General features: G+C 72.5%; 16 protein-coding genes. 10 read left to right on the top strand and 6 right to left on the bottom strand.

Annotated features, from left to right (window positions below; all coding sequences use genetic code 11):
* Positions 1–84 precede the first annotated feature (84 nt).
* Together B1H29_RS04060 and B1H29_RS39800 are read right to left on the bottom strand one after the other, a co-directional pair.
* The gene (locus tag B1H29_RS04060; protein ID WP_079160004.1) at positions 85–849 is read right to left on the bottom strand and encodes a DUF4239 domain-containing protein; all 765 of its coding nucleotides are present in this window, start codon (positions 847–849) and stop codon (positions 85–87) included.
* A gap of 15 nt (positions 850–864) precedes the next feature.
* Complete coding sequence (locus B1H29_RS39800; RefSeq protein WP_267891992.1) at positions 865–996, bottom strand: hypothetical protein; 132 nt, start codon at positions 994–996, stop codon at positions 865–867.
* Positions 997–1,937: 941 nt separating this feature from the next.
* Between B1H29_RS39800 and B1H29_RS04050 the strand changes: the two genes are divergently transcribed.
* From B1H29_RS04050 to rmdA, 3 genes are all read left to right on the top strand, one after another.
* Entirely contained in the window at positions 1,938–2,882 is a 945-nt protein-coding gene (locus B1H29_RS04050; RefSeq protein ID WP_055421067.1) for an SCO0930 family lipoprotein, read from the top strand.
* Positions 2,883–3,108: 226 nt separating this feature from the next.
* Positions 3,109–3,921, top strand: coding sequence for an SAM-dependent methyltransferase (locus B1H29_RS04045; protein ID WP_055421068.1), 813 nt, complete (start codon positions 3,109–3,111; stop codon positions 3,919–3,921).
* Positions 3,918–6,062, top strand: a complete 2,145-nt coding sequence (gene rmdA / locus B1H29_RS04040; protein ID WP_055421069.1) for a cyclic Di-GMP phosphodiesterase RmdA — start codon at positions 3,918–3,920, stop codon at positions 6,060–6,062. Before B1H29_RS04045 ends, rmdA begins: the two co-directional genes overlap by 4 nt.
* Before the next feature lie 201 nt (positions 6,063–6,263).
* Here rmdA and B1H29_RS04035 read toward each other — a convergent pair whose 3' ends face one another.
* Entirely contained in the window at positions 6,264–7,148 is an 885-nt protein-coding gene (locus B1H29_RS04035; RefSeq protein WP_055421070.1) for a LysR family transcriptional regulator, read from the bottom strand.
* A gap of 131 nt (positions 7,149–7,279) precedes the next feature.
* Here B1H29_RS04035 and B1H29_RS04030 point away from each other — a divergent pair, with 131 nt between their 5' ends.
* The 6 genes from B1H29_RS04030 to B1H29_RS04005 all read left to right on the top strand — a co-directional run bounded on the left by B1H29_RS04030 (position 7,280) and on the right by B1H29_RS04005 (position 13,418).
* Positions 7,280–7,951, top strand: a complete 672-nt coding sequence (locus B1H29_RS04030) for a succinate dehydrogenase (protein ID WP_055421071.1) — start codon at positions 7,280–7,282, stop codon at positions 7,949–7,951.
* Position 7,952: 1 nt separating this feature from the next.
* A complete protein-coding gene (locus tag B1H29_RS04025) occupies positions 7,953–9,902 on the top strand; it encodes a fumarate reductase/succinate dehydrogenase flavoprotein subunit (protein WP_055421072.1) in 1,950 nt (649 codons plus the stop codon).
* Entirely contained in the window at positions 9,899–10,648 is a 750-nt protein-coding gene (locus B1H29_RS04020) for a succinate dehydrogenase/fumarate reductase iron-sulfur subunit (RefSeq protein WP_055421073.1), read from the top strand. Before B1H29_RS04025 ends, B1H29_RS04020 begins: the two co-directional genes overlap by 4 nt.
* A 215-nt stretch (positions 10,649–10,863) precedes the next feature.
* Complete coding sequence (locus B1H29_RS04015; RefSeq protein ID WP_055421074.1) at positions 10,864–11,634, top strand: GNAT family N-acetyltransferase; 771 nt, start codon at positions 10,864–10,866, stop codon at positions 11,632–11,634.
* A complete protein-coding gene (locus B1H29_RS04010; protein ID WP_055421075.1) occupies positions 11,634–12,455 on the top strand; it encodes a lysophospholipid acyltransferase family protein in 822 nt (273 codons plus the stop codon). Before B1H29_RS04015 ends, B1H29_RS04010 begins: the two co-directional genes overlap by 1 nt.
* 72 nt (positions 12,456–12,527) lie before the next feature.
* Positions 12,528–13,418: a DUF2382 domain-containing protein gene (locus B1H29_RS04005; protein WP_055421076.1), complete on the top strand. Its 891-nt coding sequence runs from the start codon at positions 12,528–12,530 to the stop codon at positions 13,416–13,418.
* Between the two features lie 43 nt (positions 13,419–13,461).
* Here the strand turns inward: B1H29_RS04005 and B1H29_RS04000 are convergent, their stop codons facing one another.
* Positions 13,462–15,813: an excinuclease ABC subunit UvrA gene (locus B1H29_RS04000; RefSeq protein WP_055421598.1), complete on the bottom strand. Its 2,352-nt coding sequence runs from the start codon at positions 15,811–15,813 to the stop codon at positions 13,462–13,464.
* A 70-nt stretch (positions 15,814–15,883) separates the two neighbouring features.
* Positions 15,884–16,888 carry an LLM class flavin-dependent oxidoreductase gene (locus B1H29_RS03995; protein ID WP_055421077.1) on the bottom strand — a complete coding sequence of 335 codons (1,005 nt, stop codon included), beginning with the start codon at positions 16,886–16,888 and terminating at the stop codon, positions 15,884–15,886.
* Positions 16,889–16,946: 58 nt separating this feature from the next.
* Between B1H29_RS03995 and B1H29_RS03990 the strand changes: the two genes are divergently transcribed.
* On the top strand, positions 16,947–17,438 hold the full coding sequence (locus B1H29_RS03990; RefSeq protein ID WP_055421078.1) for an LNS2 domain-containing protein: 492 nt from the start codon (positions 16,947–16,949) through the stop codon (positions 17,436–17,438).
* Positions 17,439–17,466: 28 nt separating this feature from the next.
* Here the strand turns inward: B1H29_RS03990 and B1H29_RS03985 are convergent, their stop codons facing one another.
* Entirely contained in the window at positions 17,467–17,682 is a 216-nt protein-coding gene (locus B1H29_RS03985; RefSeq protein ID WP_055421079.1) for a dodecin, read from the bottom strand.
* Between the last annotated feature and the right edge of the window lie 146 nt (positions 17,683–17,828).

Below are 17,828 nucleotides of genomic sequence, written 5' to 3'. Positions count from 1 at the left end.
GCGGTGTGTCGGGTGTCCCCCGGCTGGTTCCGGTGCCGGCAACCAGCCGGGGGAGCCCGTACGGACTCGCCCGCGCGGAGGATCTCAGCCCTCCGCGTCCGGGAAGAGGTTCAGGAACGGATCCGTCGACGCCGCGACGCCCCGACTGAACGGCGCGTCGAAGTCCCAGATGAGGAAGAGCAGGAAGGCGATCAGCGCCGAGAACAGCCCGGCGAGGATCAGCTCTCGTGCCGTGCGCCGGATCTGCAGGGCGAAGACCATGCCGACCGTGACGACGCCCCCCGTGACCAGCCCGAACCACACCACACCCGGCATGGTCGCCCCGGTCGACTCCGCACGGGCGATGCGGGCCTGGTCCGCCGCGGTCACCTGGTCGACGAGCGGCTGGTACGCCTGGGCCTCGAAGTCCGTCCTCGGCTCGTAGTCGGTGACGTCCGCGCGGACGCGGTCGAGGAGTTCGGTTCCCCGGTCGGTCACCTCGCCGCGGTCGGACATGACCTTCCACTCGGTGGACACGACGTGTCCGACATAGGCGTTGACATCCTCCCGGATGCGGTCACGGACGTCGGGCGGATAGACCCGGACGCGTTCCGAGATCTCGTGCAGCGCGACCGCCTCCGCCTGCACGTGGTCCTGGGCGGCGCTGCGTGCCTCCCAGACACCGGCGATGGCCAGGCCCAGGACGATGGCGTACACCACACCGATCCACATCGTCATGTACTCGATGACGTCCGGGGTCTCGGTGATGTCCTCGTCGTCGGACGCCCTGCGGTGCCGTAGAAGGGTGATGATGACGACCACGACACAGGCGGCCAGCATCGCGAGGGTGAGAACAAGCCATTCCGGCAAGGGGGCTCCAGGAGATCAGCGCGCACGGAGCGCGGCGACGGCGACCACCGCGGGCACCGTGATGAGCAGGACGAACACGAGCGGCGACGTGGCCCCGCGCGAGGACCGCCGCTGCGGCCGGGCGGTGCGGTAGCGCGGGTAGTGCACCGGGCTCAGAGACGGCCGAGGCGTGGGCGTGGCCGACGACGGGGCGGGCGCGGGAGGCGCGGGGCGGATCGGCGTCGGGGCGGGGACGGGGCTCGGTGTCGGCGCCGGGGCGGGCCGGGCCGGCGCGGGGGGCGGTGGAGACGGCGGGTCGGGCTTCGGGGCGGACGGCGTCGGCCGGGGAGGCTTCGGCGCGGGCGGTGGCGGGGGCGTGGGCTCCGGTGGCGGCGGAGGAGGTGGCGGCGGTGGCGGCGGTGGCGGGGGCTTCGGCGTCGGGGTGGGAGTGGGTGCCGGTGAGGGCTCGGGGCACGGCGGAAAGGTGGGCCACGACTGGCTCCCGGCCGCCGCGACCGCGTCGGTGCCGCCCGGTCCCGTGGACGCATACGCGCAGGCGTCGGCCTGCGCCGGGCCGACCGGTACGCCGACGAGCGTGAACGTCAGCGTCACCAGGGCCAACACCCGTCCGGCGCAGGCGGATCGAGTCGGTTCGGGTCCATGCACGACGCAGATCATGAAGCCTGCCGGGCCGGGCCACGCCCGATTACCGGACGATTACCTCGAAGGAGGGACACACGCCGACCAGCGGTTTGGCCGGCGCACACCCGCCTGTGCCCGGGTTCGCACCCGAGTACGAGGTACGAGGCACGCGCTACGAGGGAGGCGCGGGCGGCCGAGCCGTGGTCGCCGGGCTCCCCGCCGTCGCCGGTGGGCGCGGCGGCCACCGACTCGGCATCGGACCGGACTCGCCCGTCGAGCCCCCGGGTCATCACGGCGCCGGCACCTCCGCGCCGGCACCTCCGCGCCGGCACCTCCGCGTCGGCACCTCCGCGCCGGGAAAGAAAACCGCCGTCCCGTTGAACACAACCGGCTGCGCCATGCGTATCCAGTGTCGTGCGGCGGCGCAGCGGCCGCCCCAACACTTTCGTGACGATCGGGGATTGACGATGAAGACCTCCTGGCGGAGCGCCTCACTCGTGGCGAGCGCCGCGGTGGTGCTGGCACTGACGACGGCGTGCGGCCAGGACGGCGGCGCCACCGGCAGCCAGAACGTCGGCGCCACCGCCGCGCCCGGCGACGTCGGCAACATCGGTGCCGGAGCCGGCGACGGACTCGGGACCGGCGCGGGCGGCGCGCAGGCGTCGGCGAGCCCGCCGGAGTCCGCGGGCAAACTGTCCGTCTCCACCAACGCGGAGATCGGCGAGCTGGTGACCGACGGCGCGGGCCGCACCCTCTACCGCTTCGACGCGGACACCGCCAAGCCGCCCAAGACGACGTGCGAGAACGACTGCGCCACCGCCTGGCCGCCCGTGGCCGCCGACGACGCCCTCGCCGGCGAGGGCATCGACAAGGACCTGCTCGGCGAAGTCACCCGCCCCGACGGCACCAAGCAACTCACGATCGGCGGCTGGCCGGCGTACCGCTACGCCAAGGACACCGCGGCCGGTGACGTCAAGGGCCAGGGCGTCGGCGGCAAGTGGTACGCGCTGGCCGCTGACGGCAAGAAGGCCGAGGCCCAGGAGGCGGCCGGACTGTCCACCCGCGAGGACCCGAAGCTCGGCGAGATCGTCGTCGACAAGAACGGGATGACCGTCTACCGCTTCATGAAGGACGAGGCCTGGCCGAAGCCGGTGTCGGCCTGTACCGGTGCCTGCCTGGAGAAGTGGCCGGTCGTCGCGCCCGTGGAGCCCGATGACACCGAGGGCGTCGTGAAGGAGGACCTGATGACCTTCACCCGGCCCGACGGTGCCGAGCAGCAGACCGTCGACTGCTGGCCGATCTACACCTTCGCCGGTGACAAGAAGGCCGGCGACACCAACGGTCAGGGCGTCGGCGGCACCTGGTACGCCGTCGCCCCCGACGGAAAGCCGGTCGGCGCGCCGAAGAAGTAGCGACCTCCCGCCCGCTCGCCTTCGGTGCGCGACCCGTGGGCCGTCCCCTCCGTACCCAGGCGGAGGGGACGGCCCCGTTCGCGCGCTTTGGCGTGCCTTGGCACGAGGCACGTGCCGCAGGCAGTGACCGGGAACGGATGGTCAATTTCCGTTTGGGCTCGCCCGTTTGGCGGGCGATCAGTAGCCTCGGCTCGAACACCGGATCGCCAATGCCTTGGAGAGCTAGATGGAGCGTCCCGCCTGGGCCCCTCGCAGCATCGACATCTCGGTGCCCAGCGTGTCCCGGATCTACGACTTCTACCTGGGCGGCTCGCACAACTTCGAGGTCGACCGGGAGGCGGCCCGCAAGGCCATGGAGTTCATGCCGGGCCTCCCCAAGATCATGCAGGCGAACCGGGCGTTCATGCGCCGTGCCGTGCGCTTCGCGGCCGACGAGGGCATCGACCAGTTCCTGGACATCGGCTCCGGCATCCCCACCTTCGGCAACGTCCACGAGGTGGCCGGGCGCAGCCGGCCCGGTGCCCGCGTCGTCTACGTCGACCACGACCCGGTGGCGGTCGCGCACAGCGAGGCCGTCCTGGCGGGCAACGACGAAGCGGACGTCGTGGCCGCCGACCTCCTCAAGCCCCGGGAGATCCTCTCCAGTCCCCAGGTGGAGCGGCTGATCGACCTGAATCGGCCGGTGGCCCTGCTGCTGGTTGCCATACTGCACTTCGTGGAAGACGCGGACGACCCCTACGCGGCGGTGGCCGAGCTGACCGACGCGCTCGCGCCCGGCAGCCTGCTCGTCCTCACGCACGCCTCGTACGAGGGAATCCCGCTGCCCGCGGAGCGGGCCGGGGGCGCGGTGGACGTGTACAGAAACATCCGCAATCCGCTGATCATGCGTTCGCGCGAGGACATCGCGCGGTTCTTCGAGGGGTACGACATGGTGGAGCCCGGACTGGTTCCGATGCCGCGCTGGCGGCCCGAGGGGGCGCCGGAGGACGAGGATCCGTATGCGTTCTCCGGGTTCGCCGGCGTGGGGCGTACGGCGTGACCGCGGAACGGGGCGGGCCGGAGGACAGACTGCGCCGGTTCGCGACGATCTGGAGCCGGGCGGTCTTCCCGGTGACCACGACGTCGTCGACCCGGCCGGAGTTCGAGGAGCAACTGCTGCCGCTGGCCCGCCGGCTGAGCGAGGTGCTGCGGGCGCGCGGCTTCGACGCGGACGAGGCCAGGACGGTCGGCGCCGCGCTCGTCGACTGCCACTGCACCGACCCCGAGGCGCTCGCCCGGACGTTGGACTGCGTCGACGCCTACCTCGTGCTCTACTGCGGCGAGGAGGGCGACCCCGAGGCCCTGCGGGCCCGTTCGGCCCGGCTGCAACACGCCATGGCGGCCGGATTCGCCGCGGCGCTGCGCGCCCGGACCCTCGCCGAACAGGAGGCCATCGCGCAGGCCGCCCTGAAGGCACAGGGCGTGGTCGCCCAGGCGCTGCACGCCAGCGAGGCCCGCTTCCGCGCGGTCTTCGAGGGCGCCGCCATAGGCATCGGCATCGCCGACCTGGACGGCAACGTCCTCCAGGTGAACGGGGCGCTGATGCGCATGTTCGGCATCGCCGACCCGACGCTGCGCGGCCGCAACGTCAGGGAGTGGTCGCACCCCGACGACGCGCCCCAGACCTGGCGGCTCTACGACGAGCTGGTGCGCGGCGAGCGCGAGGCCTACCACCTGGAGAAGGCCTTCTACCGCCCCGACGGAACGGTCCTGTGGACCAACCTGACCGTCTCCCTGCTGCGCGACGCCGACGGCACCCCGCAATACCAGCTCGCGCTGATGGAGGACACCACCGAACGCCGGCTGCTCAACCTGCGGCTGCGCTACGAGGCCACCCACGACGCGCTCACCGGCCTGCCCAACCGCAGCTTCTTCTTCGAACGTCTGGAGAAGGCCCTGAACGCGGGTCCGGGCCAGCGCTTCGGCCTGTGCTACCTGGACCTCGACGGCTTCAAGACCGTCAACGACAGCCTCGGCCACGCGGCCGGCGACCGGCTGCTCGTGGAGGTCGCCGACCGCCTGGAGTCCTGTGCCACCGCGCCCGGCGAGATGGTCGCCCGGCTCGGGGGCGACGAGTTCGTCGCGCTGACCACCGGCCCGGGCACCCGGCGCGAGGTCGACGAACTCGCCGGGCGCATCATGAACGCTCTGCTCGCCCCGATCAGCGTCGACGGCCGTGAGCTGACCGTGCGCGGCAGCATCGGCATCGTCGAGGGTCCGGCGGGGGAGCGCAGCCCGGCGGAGGTGCTGCGCAGCGCCGACATCACCATGTACCGGGCCAAGTCGGCGGGCGGCAACCGCTTCGAGCTGGCCGATCCGGAGGCGGACGCCCGCGTCATCACCCGGCACGGCCTGACGACCGCGCTGCCGGCGGCCCTGGAGCGGGGCGAGTTCTTCATCGAGTACCAGCCGCTCGTGCACCTCGGCGACGGCAGTGTGCACGGCGCCGAGGCGCTGGTGCGCTGGCTGCATCCGCAGCACGGCGTGCTGGGCCCGGACCGGTTCATCCCGCTCGCCGAGCACACGGGGCTGATCGTGCCGCTGGGCCGCTGGGTGCTCGAGCAGTCCGTGCGGCAGGCCCGTGCCTGGCGGGAGCGGTACGGCGAGACGACCGCCGCCGGCCCGCTGCGCATCAACGTCAACCTCTCGCCCTGCCAGCTCGCCCACCCGGGGCTGGTCCAGGACACCGTCGAGATCCTGGAGCGGACCGGGGTCGCGCCCGACGCGCTGTGCCTGGAGGTCACGGAGTCGGCGCTGATCGGCGCCGACGACGACCTGCTCAAGCCGCTGCGCCGGCTGGCCGAGATGGGCGTCGACATCGCCCTGGACGACTTCGGCACCGGTTACTCCAACCTCGCCAACCTGCGCCGCCTCCCGGTGAGCGTCCTCAAACTGGACCGATCCTTCACCCAGAGCATGCAGCAGTTCCCGGCCGACCCGGTCGACCTCAAGATCGTCGAGGGCATCGTCGCCCTGGCCCACAGCCTGGACCTCGCGGTCACCGTGGAGGGCGTGGAGACCGGCGCGCAGGCCGAGCAACTGCGCATACTGGGCTGCGACACGGCCCAGGGCTGGTATTACGCCCGTCCGGGCCCCCCGGAGCGACTGCACGAACTGGCGCTGGTCGACGCGACGGCGTAGTCTCCGCGCCTCTCGACGGGCGTGGTCCCCGCCCCTCTCGACGGCGTGGGGGCAGCGCCCCGCGGCAGCGCGGGGCCGTGGCGGTGTGCGGCTCCGCCGCGTGGGCGCGACCAGCCACGACGACCCCGCAGTCCCGGATGGCGCCCGATCACGATGGCGCCGTCCGGGGTGCCGTCCGGGGTGCCGTCCGGGGTGCCGCGCTCACCGCTCGAGCAGCATCCGCTGCAACTCGCGAGCCGCCCGAGGCGGAGCCACGTCGCTGCGATGGGCCAACGCGATCGTCCGGTGCAGCCCGGGCCGGGCCAGCGGAGTGACCCGCAGCCCCCGCCCCGACCGGGCCGCGACCATGCGGGGAACCACGGCCATCCCCAGCCCCGCCCGCACGAACCCCAGCACCGCGTCCATCTCCCCGCCCTCCACCGCGAAGTCCGGTTCGAAGCCCTCGGCGCGGCACGCGGCCACGGTCAGTTCCCGCAGGTCGTACCCGTGCCGGAACATCACCAGGCGCTCGCCCTCCAGGTCGGCGATGCGCACCGCCCGCCGCCCGCCGCCCGGCCGGGGCGACTCCGGGGACGACACCACCACCAGGTCCTCCCGCAGCAGCTCCACCGTGGTCAGCGCCGGCGACGCGGTGGGCAGCGGCAGCACGACCAGGGCGAGGTCGAGCGCGCCGCGCGCCAGCTCCCGGACGAGGTCGTGCGAGCCGCCCTCCTCGATCAGCAACCGGATGCCGGGATAGCGGTCGTGGAAGGCGCGCAGCGCGTCGGGGAGCAGACCGGTGCACAGGCTCGGGGTGGCGCCGAGCCGCACCCGGCCGCGGCGCAACTGCACCAGCTCCAGCACCTCGTGACGGGCGGTGTCCGCGTCGGCCAGGATGCGCCGGGCCAGGGGCAGCAGCGCCTCTCCGGCGTCGGTGAGCGTGATGTTGCCCCGCGCCCGCAGGAACAGGTCCGCTCCCAGCTCCCGCTCCAGCGCCCTGATCTGCTGGGACAGCGACGGCTGGGCCACGTGGACCGTCTCCGCGGCCCGGGTGAAGTGCCGGGTCTCGGCGACCGCCACGAAGTACTGGAGCTGCTGCAACTGCATGCCGCAAGCATACGTCGTCGATAGCCTGGGCCTATGGAAACGAGGCATTCCATGTCTTGGACCGATGGGCCCTCGCCCCCGTAGCGTCCTGTGCCATGGCTTTGGCAACGCGGACGGACCGACGGCCGTCCATGGCGCGCACCGTGTGGGACTCGACCGTCGGCAAGAAGACGGTGATGGCGATCAGCGGACTCGTCATGCTGCTCTACCTGGTCGCCCACATGATCGGGAACCTGAAGATCTTCTTCGGGTCGAGCGAGTTCAACCACTACGCCCACTGGCTGCGCACGGTCGGCGAACCGTTCATGCACTACGAGTGGACGCTCTGGCTGATCCGCGTCGTACTGGTCGTCGCCGTCGTCGCCCACGCCGTCTCCGCGTACCAGCTCAGCCGCCGCGACATCAAGGCGCGGCCCAGCAAGTACGTGCACAAGAAGGCCCGCTCCAGCTACGCGACGCGCACCATGCGCTGGGGCGGGATCATCCTGGCCCTGTTCATCGTCTGGCACATCCTGGACCTGACCACCGGCACCGTGCACACCGGCGGCTTCGAGACGGGCAAGCCCTACCAGAACGTCGTGGACACCTTCTCGACCTGGTACGGCAACGTCGTCTACATCGTCGCCGTGCTCGCCGTCGGCATGCACGTCCGGCACGGCTTCTGGAGCGCCGCCCAGACCCTCGGCGCCGGCAGTCGCACCCGCGACCGCGCCCTCAAGACCATCGCCAACGTCCTCGCGCTGCTGCTCACGGTCGGTTTCGTCGCCGTACCCGTGGGCGTCATGACCGGAGTGGTGAGCTGACATGACAAGCTACGCCGACTACACGACCGGTGAGCCGGTCGCCGACACCAAGGCCCCCGCCGGACCCGTCAACGAGCGCTGGGACACGCGCCGTTTCGAGGCGCAACTGGTCAACCCCGCCAACCGGCGGGGGCAGACGGTCATCGTCGTCGGAACCGGACTCGCGGGCGGCTCCGCCGGCGCGACGCTCGCCGAGCAGGGCTACCACGTCGTCCAGTTCTGCTACCAGGACTCCCCGCGCCGGGCCCACTCCATCGCCGCGCAGGGTGGCATCAACGCCGCGAAGAACTACCGCAACGACGGCGACTCCGTCCACCGGCTGTTCTACGACACCGTCAAGGGCGGCGACTTCCGCTCCCGCGAGTCCAACGTGCACCGGCTCGCCCAGATCTCGGTCGAGATCATCGACCAGTGCGTGGCCCAGGGCGTGCCGTTCGCCCGTGAGTACGGCGGTCTGCTCGACACCCGCTCCTTCGGCGGCGTCCAGGTCTCCCGTACGTTCTACGCCCGGGGCCAGACGGGCCAGCAACTGCTGCTCGGCGCCTACCAGGCCCTCAGCAGGCAGATCGCGGCCGGGAACATCGAGATGCACCCGCGCACCGAGATGCTCGACCTGATCGTCGTGGACGGCCGGGCGCGCGGCGTCGTCGTCCGGGACCTGATCACTGGGAAGATCGACACGTACTTCGCGGACGCGGTCGTCCTCGCCTCCGGCGGCTACGGCAACGTCTTCTACCTGTCGACCAACGCCATGAACTCCAACGCGACCGCCGTGTGGCGGGCGCACCGGCGCGGCGCGTACTTCGCCAACCCCTGCTTCACGCAGATCCACCCGACCTGCATCCCGCGCACCGGCGACCACCAGTCCAAGCTGACGCTGATGAGCGAGTCGCTGCGCAACGACGGCCGGATCTGGGTACCGAAGGCCAAGGGCGACGACCGCCCGCCGAACGAGATCCCCGAGGACGAGCGCGACTACTACCTGGAGCGCGTCTACCCGTCCTTCGGCAACCTGGTCCCGCGCGACATCGCCTCCCGCGCCGCGAAGAACGTCTGCGACGAGGGCAGGGGAGTGGGGCCCGGCGGCCAGGGCGTGTACCTGGACTTCGCCGACGCGATCGAGCGCATGGGCCGCAAGGCCGTCGAGGCCAAGTACGGCAACCTCTTCGACATGTACCAGCGGATCACCGACGAGGACCCGTACCGGGTGCCGATGCGGATCTACCCCGCCGTGCACTACACGATGGGCGGCCTGTGGGTCGACTACGACCTCCAGACCACCGTCCCCGGCCTGTTCGCGATCGGCGAGGCCAACTTCTCCGACCACGGCGCCAACCGGCTCGGCGCCTCGGCGCTGATGCAGGGCCTGGCCGACGGCTACTTCGTCCTCCCGGCCACCATCAACGACTACCTCGCCCGCAACCCGCACAAGGACGAGGTCGACGACGGCCACCCGGTGGTGCAGGAGGTGCTGGCGGAGACCGAGGACCGGCTCAACCTCCTGCTGTCCGTGGACGGGGACCGCACCCCGGACTCCTTCCACCGCGAACTCGGCGAGCTGATGTGGGAGTTCTGCGGCATGGCCCGCACCGACACCGGCCTGCGCAAAGCCCTGGAGCGCATCCCCCAGATCCGCGAGGAGTTCTGGCGGCGCGTCAAGGTCCCCGGCACCGGCGAGGAGTTCAACCAGTCGCTGGAGAAGGCCAACCGCGTCGTCGACTACCTGGAGCTCGCCGAGCTGATGTGCCTCGACGCGCTGCACCGGGCCGAGTCCTGCGGCGGCCACTTCCGCGAGGAGTCCCAGACCCCCGACGGCGAGGCGGCCCGCAAGGACGACGAGTTCGGCTACGCGGCGGCCTGGGAGTTCACCGGCACCGGCGAGGCCCCCACCCTGCACAAGGAAGACCTGGTCTTCGAGTACGTCCACCCCACCCAGCGGAGCTACGCATGAAGCTCACCCTGCGCGTATGGCGGCAGAAGAACGCCGACGCCGACGGCGCCATGTCCACGTACGAGGTGGACGGCATCTCCCGCGACATGTCCTTCCTGGAGATGCTCGACACCCTCAACGAGGAGCTCATCCTCAAGGGCGAGGACCCGGTCGCCTTCGACCACGACTGCCGCGAGGGCATCTGCGGCGCCTGCTCGCTGGTCATCAACGGCGACGCCCACGGGCCCGAGCGCACCACCACCTGCCAGCTTCACATGCGGTCCTTCCAGGACGGCGACACCATCGACGTCGAGCCGTGGCGGGCATCCGCCTTCCCGGTCGTGAAGGACCTGGTCGTCGACCGTTCGGCCTTCGACCGGATCATCCAGGCCGGCGGTTACATCACCGCGCCGACCGGTGCCGCGCCGGAGGCCCACGCCGCACCGGTGCCCAAGCCGGACGCCGACTTCGCCTTCGAGCACGCCGAGTGCATCGGCTGCGGGGCGTGCGTCGCGGCCTGCCCGAACGGAGCGGCGATGCTGTTCACGTCCGCGAAGGTGAATCACCTCAACGTCCTGCCGCAGGGCGCGCCCGAGCGGGAGACGCGGGTGCTGGACATGGTGGCGCAGATGGACGACGAGGGCTTCGGCGGCTGCACCCTGGCCGGCGAGTGCGCCACGGCCTGTCCCAAGGGCATCCCGCTGGTGTCCATCACCAGCATGAACAAGGAGTGGCTGCGGGCCACGCGCAAGGGGGCGAAGCGCTAGCCCGACAGAACGTTCGCCGAGGGTGCGGACGGACGGGGCCGGGAGAGGTGCTCCTCTCGGCCCCGTCTCGCTTTCGCCCCTGGCATTCAGCAGCCGCACATCCACTCTCCCGGCCCAGGTCACGCACCGGCCAACCGGCAGCGGAAGAACAGGGGCGGCGGACCGTACACCGTCGGTCCGCCGTCGCCGCCCCGGCCCGTGACCAGGAGAGTGCCATGACCGGCGTACTGACCGCAGACCGTCTCGCCAAGCCAGCCGCACCCCACCGCTACACCGTCGCGCTCGCCCGCGAGGAGGAGGACGTGCGGGCCGCGCAGCGGCTGCGGCACGACGTCTTCGCGCAGGAGATGGGCGCGCGGCTGGCGAGCCCGGAGCCCGGGTACGACGTCGACCCCTTCGACGCGTACTGCGACCACCTGCTGGTGCGGGAGGAGGATACCGGGCAGGTCGTGGGTACCTACCGGCTGCTGCCGCCGGGGCGCGCGGCGGTCGCCGGGCGGCTGTACGCCGAGAGTGAGTTCGACCTCGCGGCGCTGGACGCGATCCGCCCCGGCCTGGTCGAGGTCGGCCGGTCCTGCGTGCACCCCGACCACCGCGACGGCGCCGTGATCGGGCTCATCTGGGCCGGCATAGCCCGCTACATGACCGACCGGGGCCACGAGTGGCTGGCCGGCTGCTGCTCGATCCCGCTCGCCGACGGCGGCACCCTCGCGGCCGGCACCTGGGACCGGGTGCGGACCAAGCACCTGGCGCCCGAGGAGTACCGGGTACGGCCGCTGCTCCCGTGGACCCCGAGCGCCGCAGCGCCCGCCGGCCGCACCGAACTGCCGGCCCTGCTGCGCGGTTACCTCCGCCTCGGCGCCTGGGTCTGCGGGGAGCCCGCGCACGACGTGGACTTCGGCGTGGCCGACCTGTACGTGCTGCTGCCGATGAGCCGGGTCGACGCGCGCTATCTGCGGCACTTCCTCTCGCTCGTCGCGGCCTGATGAGCGCCTGGCTGCCCGCCGCGCCCTGCACCCCCGGGGCGTGCGTGGAGCCCTCCCGGGACGGAGCGGCCCTGCCACGTGCCGTACTGCGCCTCGCGGTGGTCGGCGTGCTGCTCCTCGCCGGGATCGCGGTCGTACTGACGCCGCTCGGCCGGGGCCGCCCCCGTGCGCGGGTGCCGGTGCCCGCCGCCCTGGCGCGGAGCTGGTGCCGGTGGATCGTGCGGGCGGCCGGCGTCCGGGTCCGCGTCACGGGCGCCGCCGCGCCCACCGGCGGGCTGCTCCTCGTCGCCAACCACGTCTCCTGGCTCGACATCCCGCTGCTCGCCGCCGTGCGCCCCGCGCGGATGCTGGCCAAGAGCGAGATCGGGCGGTGGCCGGTGGCGGGAGCGCTCGCCGCGCGCGGCGGGGTGCTGTTCATCGAACGGGACCGGCTGCGGGCCCTGCCGGACACGGTCGCCGTGATCGCGCGCGCTCTGCGCGAGGGCGCCGCGGTCGCCGCCTTCCCCGAGGGCAGTACCTGGTGCGGACGCGCCCAGGGGCCCTTCCGCCGGGCCGTCTTCCAGGCCGCGCTGGACGCCGGGGTGCCGGTCCAGCCGGTCCACATCCGGTACCGGGCCGGCGGTCGGGCGGTGAGCACGGCGCCCGCGTTCGTCGGGGAGGACACCCTGCTCGCCTCGCTGTGGCGGGTGGCGTCGGCGCGCGGGCTGACCGCGGAGGTGGAGGTGCGGCCGGTCATCGGGCCGGGCGGGCACGCCGACCGGCGTTCGCTCGCCCACGCCGCCCAAGGGAAAGCACCTTCGAAAAGTATGTGTCATTTGTGACGTATGGTCCGTTTCCGTAGGTCGGATGCGGTCATCCGGAAGGCAGGCACTCCGGAAGGAGGGTGATGCCAGATGATCACCCGTGAAGAGATCGCCAACGTCTTGGACCATCCGGTCTACGACGGTGACGGGAACAAGATCGGCGACGCCAAGCACGTCTTCTTCGACGACATGACCGGTCGCCCCGAGTGGGTGAGCGTGAAGACGGGAATGCTCGGCTCCAACGAGTCCTTCGTGCCCATCCGCGACGCCGCGCTGGTGCAGGACCACCTCGAGGTCCCCTACCGCAAGGACATGGTCAAGGGCGCGCCCAGCGTCGACGTCGACGCGGGCGGACATCTGTCGGAGACCGAGGAGCACCGGCTCTACGACTACTACGGCATCAACTGGGACAGCGTGCTCTCCGAGGCCGAGCGGACCGACGACGGCCGCTGGGCCGCGGGGCCGGGCCCGGCCGGAACCGCCGGAACCGCCGGCGCCGCCGGAGCGGCCGGAGCGGCCGGCACGGCAGGCGTGGCCGGCACGACCGGTGAACAGGGCGCGCCGGGCCGGACGGGCATGCGCGGCGACGACGCGATGACCCGCTCCGAGGAGCAGATGCACGTCGGTGTCGAACGGCGCGAGAGCGGCCGGGCGCGGCTGCGCAAGTACGTGGTCACGGAGGAGGTCCAGCAGACCGTTCCGGTGAGCCACGAGGAAGTGCGGGTCGAGCGGGAGCCCATCACGGACGCCAACCGTGGCGAGGCGCTCTCCGGTCCGGAGATCAGCGAGGACGAGCACGAGGTCGTCCTGCACGAGGAGCGCCCCGTCGTGGAGACCGAGGCGGTGCCGGTGGAGCGCGTCCGGATGACCACCGAGGAGCACACGGAGAACGAGACCGTGCGGGGCCGGGTCCGCAAGGAGCGGATCGAGGCCGAGACGGAGGAGTACACCGAGGACGACATGCGGAAGGGCCGCGAGTAGCCGTTCCCGGCTTCCCCAGGAGGGCCCGCGCCGGTGAGCGCCTTCACCGGCGCGTCCCGCCGGCCAGGGACCGGGCCAGATACGGCGCGGTGGCACTGCCGTCGGCCCGTGCCACCTCGGCCGGCGGCCCGGCGGCGACGATCCGGCCGCCGGCCTCGCCGCCGCCCGGACCCAGGTCGATGACCCGGTCGGCGCCCGCCACCACGGCCATGTCGTGCTCGACGACGACCACCGTCTGCCCGGCGTCGACGAGACCGTGCAACTGGCGCATCAGCACCTCGACGTCGGCGGGGTGCAGACCGGTCGTCGGCTCGTCGAGCAGGTACAGCGTGTGGCCGCGCCGCCCCCGCTGCAGCTCGCTCGCCAGCTTGATGCGCTGCGCCTCACCGCCGGACAGTTCGGTCGCCGGCTGGCCGAGCCGCAGATAGCCCAGCCCGACGTCGAGCAGCGCGGCCAGGCTGCGCGACACCGCCGGTGTGTCCGCGTCCGCGAAGAACTCCGCCGCCTCCACCACCGTCAGGTCCAGCACCTCGGCGATGTTCCGCCCCCGGTACGCCACCTCCAGCGTCTCGGGGTTGTAGCGTGCCCCGCCGCAGTCCGGGCACGGTGCGTACGTACTGGGCAGGAACAGCAGCTCGACACTGACGAACCCCTCGCCCTGGCAGGTCCCGCAGCGTCCACCGGGCACGTTGAAGGAGAAGCGGCCGACTCCGTAACCCCTTCGCCGAGCCTGCCCGGTGGCCGCGAACACCTTGCGCACGACATCGAACAGGCCCGTGTACGTGGCCAGGTTGGAGCGTGGGGTACGTCCGATCGGCCGCTGGTCGACGGAGACCAGCCGGCCCACCCCCGGCAGGTCCTCGGTGATCTCGCCGATGAGCGTCGACTTCCCGGAACCGGACACGCCCGTCACCGCGGTGAGCACACCGAGCGGGAACTCGGACGTCACCGCGCGCAGGTTGTGCCGGGTGACCGGACCGACGGTCACCGTGCCCCGGGGGACTCGGGCCGCGCGGGCGGGAGCGGGGGAGCGGTCGAAGAGATGGCGGGCCGTCGCGGACTCCCCGACGGCGGCCAGCCCGGCGACGGGACCGCTGTACAGCACCCGCCCGCCGTGCTCGCCCGCCCGCGGGCCGACGTCCACGATCCAGTCGGCACCGCGCATCACGCCGAGGTGGTGCTCCACCACGAACACCGAGTTGCCGGCCGCCTTCAGCCGCTCCAGCACCGTCAGCAGCGCCTCGGTGTCCGCCGGGTGCAGTCCGGCGGACGGTTCGTCCAGGACGTACACGACCCCGAACAGGCCGGAGCGCAACTGCGTCGCCAGCCGCAGCCGCTGCAGCTCGCCCGCGGACAGGGTGGGCGTCGGACGGTCCAGGCTCAGATAACCGAGCCCCAGCTCGACGACGGGCGCGATCCGGGAAGTGAGGTCCCCGGTGAGCACCCGGGCCGTCTCGCCGCCGGTCGGCAGTGCTTCCGCGAGTTCCGTGAGCGGCAGTGCGGCCAGCTCGGCGATGGTACGGCCGCCGACCGTGACCGCCAGGGCCCGAGGCCGCAGCCTGCCGCCGCCGCAGACCGGGCAGGGCGCACTCGTCAGGAAGCGCTCCGCCTTCGCCCGCAGCGCCGCGCTCTTCGAGTCCGAGAACGTCTTCATCACATACCGCCGGGCGCTCATGTACGTGCCCTGGTACGGCCGCTGGATGCGTCCCGCGTCCCGCACGGGGTGCACCGTGACGACCGGCTGCTCGTCCGTGAACAGGATCCACTCCCGCTGTCCGGCCGGCAGCTCGCGCCAGGGCCGGTCCACGTCGTACCCCAGCGCGTCGAGGACGTCCCGCAGGTTCTTGCCCTGCCAGGCGCCCGGCCACGCCGCGACGGCGCCGTCCCGGATCGACAGGGACGGGTCCGGGACCAGCAGCTCCTCGGTCGTACGGTGCACCCGGCCGAGTCCGTGGCACTCGGGGCACGCGCCCGCCGCCGTGTTCGGCGAGAAGGCGTCGGAGTCGAGCCGCGGCGCGCCCGGCGGGTAGTCACCGGCGCGGGAGAACAGCATCCGCAGGGAGTTGGAGAGGTTGGTGACCGTGCCGACCGAGGAGCGGGAGGTGGGGGCCGAGCGGCGCTGCTGCAGCGACACGGCGGGCGGCAGCCCGGTGATCTCGCCGACCTTGGGGGCACCGACCTGGTGGATCAGCCTGCGGGCGTACGGCGCGACCGACTCGAAGTAGCGCCGCTGCGCCTCCGCGTAGAGCGTCCCGAACGCGAGCGACGACTTCCCCGAGCCCGACACACCGGTGAACACGGCCACCACGTCCCGGGGGATGTCCACGTCCACGTTCTTGAGGTTGTGCTCACGGGCGTCGCGCACCCGGACGTACGGGTCGTGGGGGCTGTGCATCGCGGGGAACTCCGTACGGTCTTCGGCCACGGCCGGTGGGACAAACTCCGCGATTCTACGCCGGTGCGGCTCACACCGCGGTTCCGGTGACGCGGGCGAGCCGCCGGTAGGAGTCCAGCAGGGCCTCGCGGTCGTAGGTGCTCGTGGTCACCAGGATTTCCTGCGCGCCGGTGTCCTCGAGGAGCGACTCCAGCTCGCCGGCCACCTGTTCCTCGGTCCCCGCGATGTGGCCGGTGAGGCCGGCGTCGTACAGCTCGCGTTCCTTGGCGGTCGTCGTCCGGGCCTCGACCTCCTCGGCCGGGGGCAGGGGAGGGAAGGAGCCGCGGGTGCGGGCATGGGCCATGGACCAGGCCTCCGGGACCAGGAGCCGCCGGGCCGCCTCGGGGGTGCCGGCCACGGCGACGGTGCCGGAGACGACGACGTACGGCTCCCGGCTCCACTCGGAGGGGCGGAAGCCGGCACGGTAGCGGTCGACGCCGCGCCGCATGCGGTCGCGGTCGCGCAGGTCCCCGATGACCATCGGCAGGCCCGCGCGGGCGGCGACGGCCGCGCCCTCGCCCATGGCCAGCACGAACGGCGGCACGGTCAGCCCCTCGGCGGGGCGGGCGTGCGCTCCGGTCGGGGAGGTGCCCCTAAACCAGCCCAGCAGCTCCGCCAGTTGGGCGCCGAAGTCCTCGGCGTCCTCCTTGTTCCGGCCCAGTGCCCTGCGTACGCCGTCGGTGAAGCCGACCGAGCGGCCGAGCCCCATGTCGATCCGGCCGGGGAAGAGCGACTCCAGCACGCCGAACTGCTCGGCGACGACCAGCGGCCGGTGGTTGGGCAGCATCACACCGCCGGTGCCGACCCGGATGCTCCGGGTGGCACCGGCGACGGCGGCGGCCAGCACGGTCGGCGCCGAGCCGGCCACTCCCGGCACGCCGTGGTGCTCCGACACCCAGAACCGGTGGTAGCCGAGCCGCTCCGCCTCCCGTGCCAGTTCCACGGTGTCGCGCAGCGCCCGGGCGCCGGTGTGGCCCTCGCGGATGCGGGAGCGGTCCAGGACGGAGAAGCGGGTGGTCGCGATCACTGAACTCACACGGTGTTCAACGTCCGCGTGGCGGCGGCATTCCCGGTGCGGCGCCTAGGGTGGGCGGGTGACCGACAGCAGCAGGCCCCCGCTGGCCGTGTTCGACCTGGACAACACCCTCGCCGACACCGCGCACCGGCAGCGGTTCCTGGAGCGCCGGCCGCGCGACTGGGACGCCTTCTTCGCCGCCGCCCCGCACGATCCGCCGCTCGCGGACGGGATCGCGCTGGTGCGGGAGAGCGCCGAGGAGTGCGGGATCGTCTATCTGACCGGGCGGCCGGAGCGCTGCCGGCGCGACACGCTCGACTGGCTGGCCGCGCACGGCCTGCCCGAGGGGCCCGTGCACATGCGCGGCAACGCCGACCGCCGGCCCGCCCGCCGGACCAAGCTGGAGATCCTGCGGCGGCTCGCCCGCACCCATGAGGTCCGGGTCCTCGTGGACGACGACGAGCTGGTGTGCGACGACGCCGAACGGGCGGGTTTCACCGTCGTCCGGGCGCGCTGGGCGGTCCGGTCGGCGGAGCTGCGCGTGGCGCAGGAGCGCGAGGGGCGCACCTGACCGTCCCGGGTGGACACGCCCGGTGCGGTCAGTCCGACTCCTCCAGGCGGAAGCCGAGCTTCAGGCCGACCTGCCAGTGCGCGACCTGCCCCTCCTCGATCTGCCCGCGCACCTGCGTCACCTCGAACCAGTCCAGGTTGCGCAGGGTCTGGGAGGCGCGGCTGATGCCGTTGCGGACGGCCTGGTCGACGCCGTCGGGCGAGGTGCCGACGATCTCGGTGACCCGGTAGGTGTGGTTGGACATGCGGGTGCTCCCTTCCGCGGGGCGCCGGTGGGTCCCGTGTCACTCCACCCTGCCTCAAGTGCCGGCGCGGCGCACGTGTCGAGAAAGTGATCGAATCACCCCTTGACCCTCCGCATTGGTCCATACCAAAATCCCAGTCACCCGTA

The sequence above is a fragment of the Streptomyces pactum genome (assembly GCF_002005225.1).
Classification (GTDB): Bacteria; Actinomycetota; Actinomycetes; order Streptomycetales; family Streptomycetaceae; genus Streptomyces; species Streptomyces pactum_A.
The sequence above is the reverse complement of the archived record's forward strand: the minus strand, read 5'-3'. Positions and strand labels throughout refer to the sequence as shown.

Coding starts and splice junctions, on each gene's coding strand:
- B1H29_RS04050 (WP_055421067.1), top strand. CDS start 1,938: ATGAAGACCTCCTGGCGGAGCGCCTCACTCGTGGCGAGCGCCGCGGTG.
- B1H29_RS04045 (WP_055421068.1), top strand. CDS start 3,109: ATGGAGCGTCCCGCCTGGGCCCCTCGCAGCATCGACATCTCGGTGCCC.
- B1H29_RS04035 (WP_055421070.1), bottom strand. CDS start 7,148: ATGCAGTTGCAGCAGCTCCAGTACTTCGTGGCGGTCGCCGAGACCCGG.
- B1H29_RS04030 (WP_055421071.1), top strand. CDS start 7,280: ATGGCGCGCACCGTGTGGGACTCGACCGTCGGCAAGAAGACGGTGATG.
- B1H29_RS04025 (WP_055421072.1), top strand. CDS start 7,953: ATGACAAGCTACGCCGACTACACGACCGGTGAGCCGGTCGCCGACACC.
- B1H29_RS04020 (WP_055421073.1), top strand. CDS start 9,899: ATGAAGCTCACCCTGCGCGTATGGCGGCAGAAGAACGCCGACGCCGAC.
- B1H29_RS04015 (WP_055421074.1), top strand. CDS start 10,864: ATGACCGGCGTACTGACCGCAGACCGTCTCGCCAAGCCAGCCGCACCC.
- B1H29_RS04010 (WP_055421075.1), top strand. CDS start 11,634: ATGAGCGCCTGGCTGCCCGCCGCGCCCTGCACCCCCGGGGCGTGCGTG.
- B1H29_RS04005 (WP_055421076.1), top strand. CDS start 12,528: ATGATCACCCGTGAAGAGATCGCCAACGTCTTGGACCATCCGGTCTAC.
- B1H29_RS04000 (WP_055421598.1), bottom strand. CDS start 15,813: ATGCACAGCCCCCACGACCCGTACGTCCGGGTGCGCGACGCCCGTGAG.
- B1H29_RS03985 (WP_055421079.1), bottom strand. CDS start 17,682: ATGTCCAACCACACCTACCGGGTCACCGAGATCGTCGGCACCTCGCCC.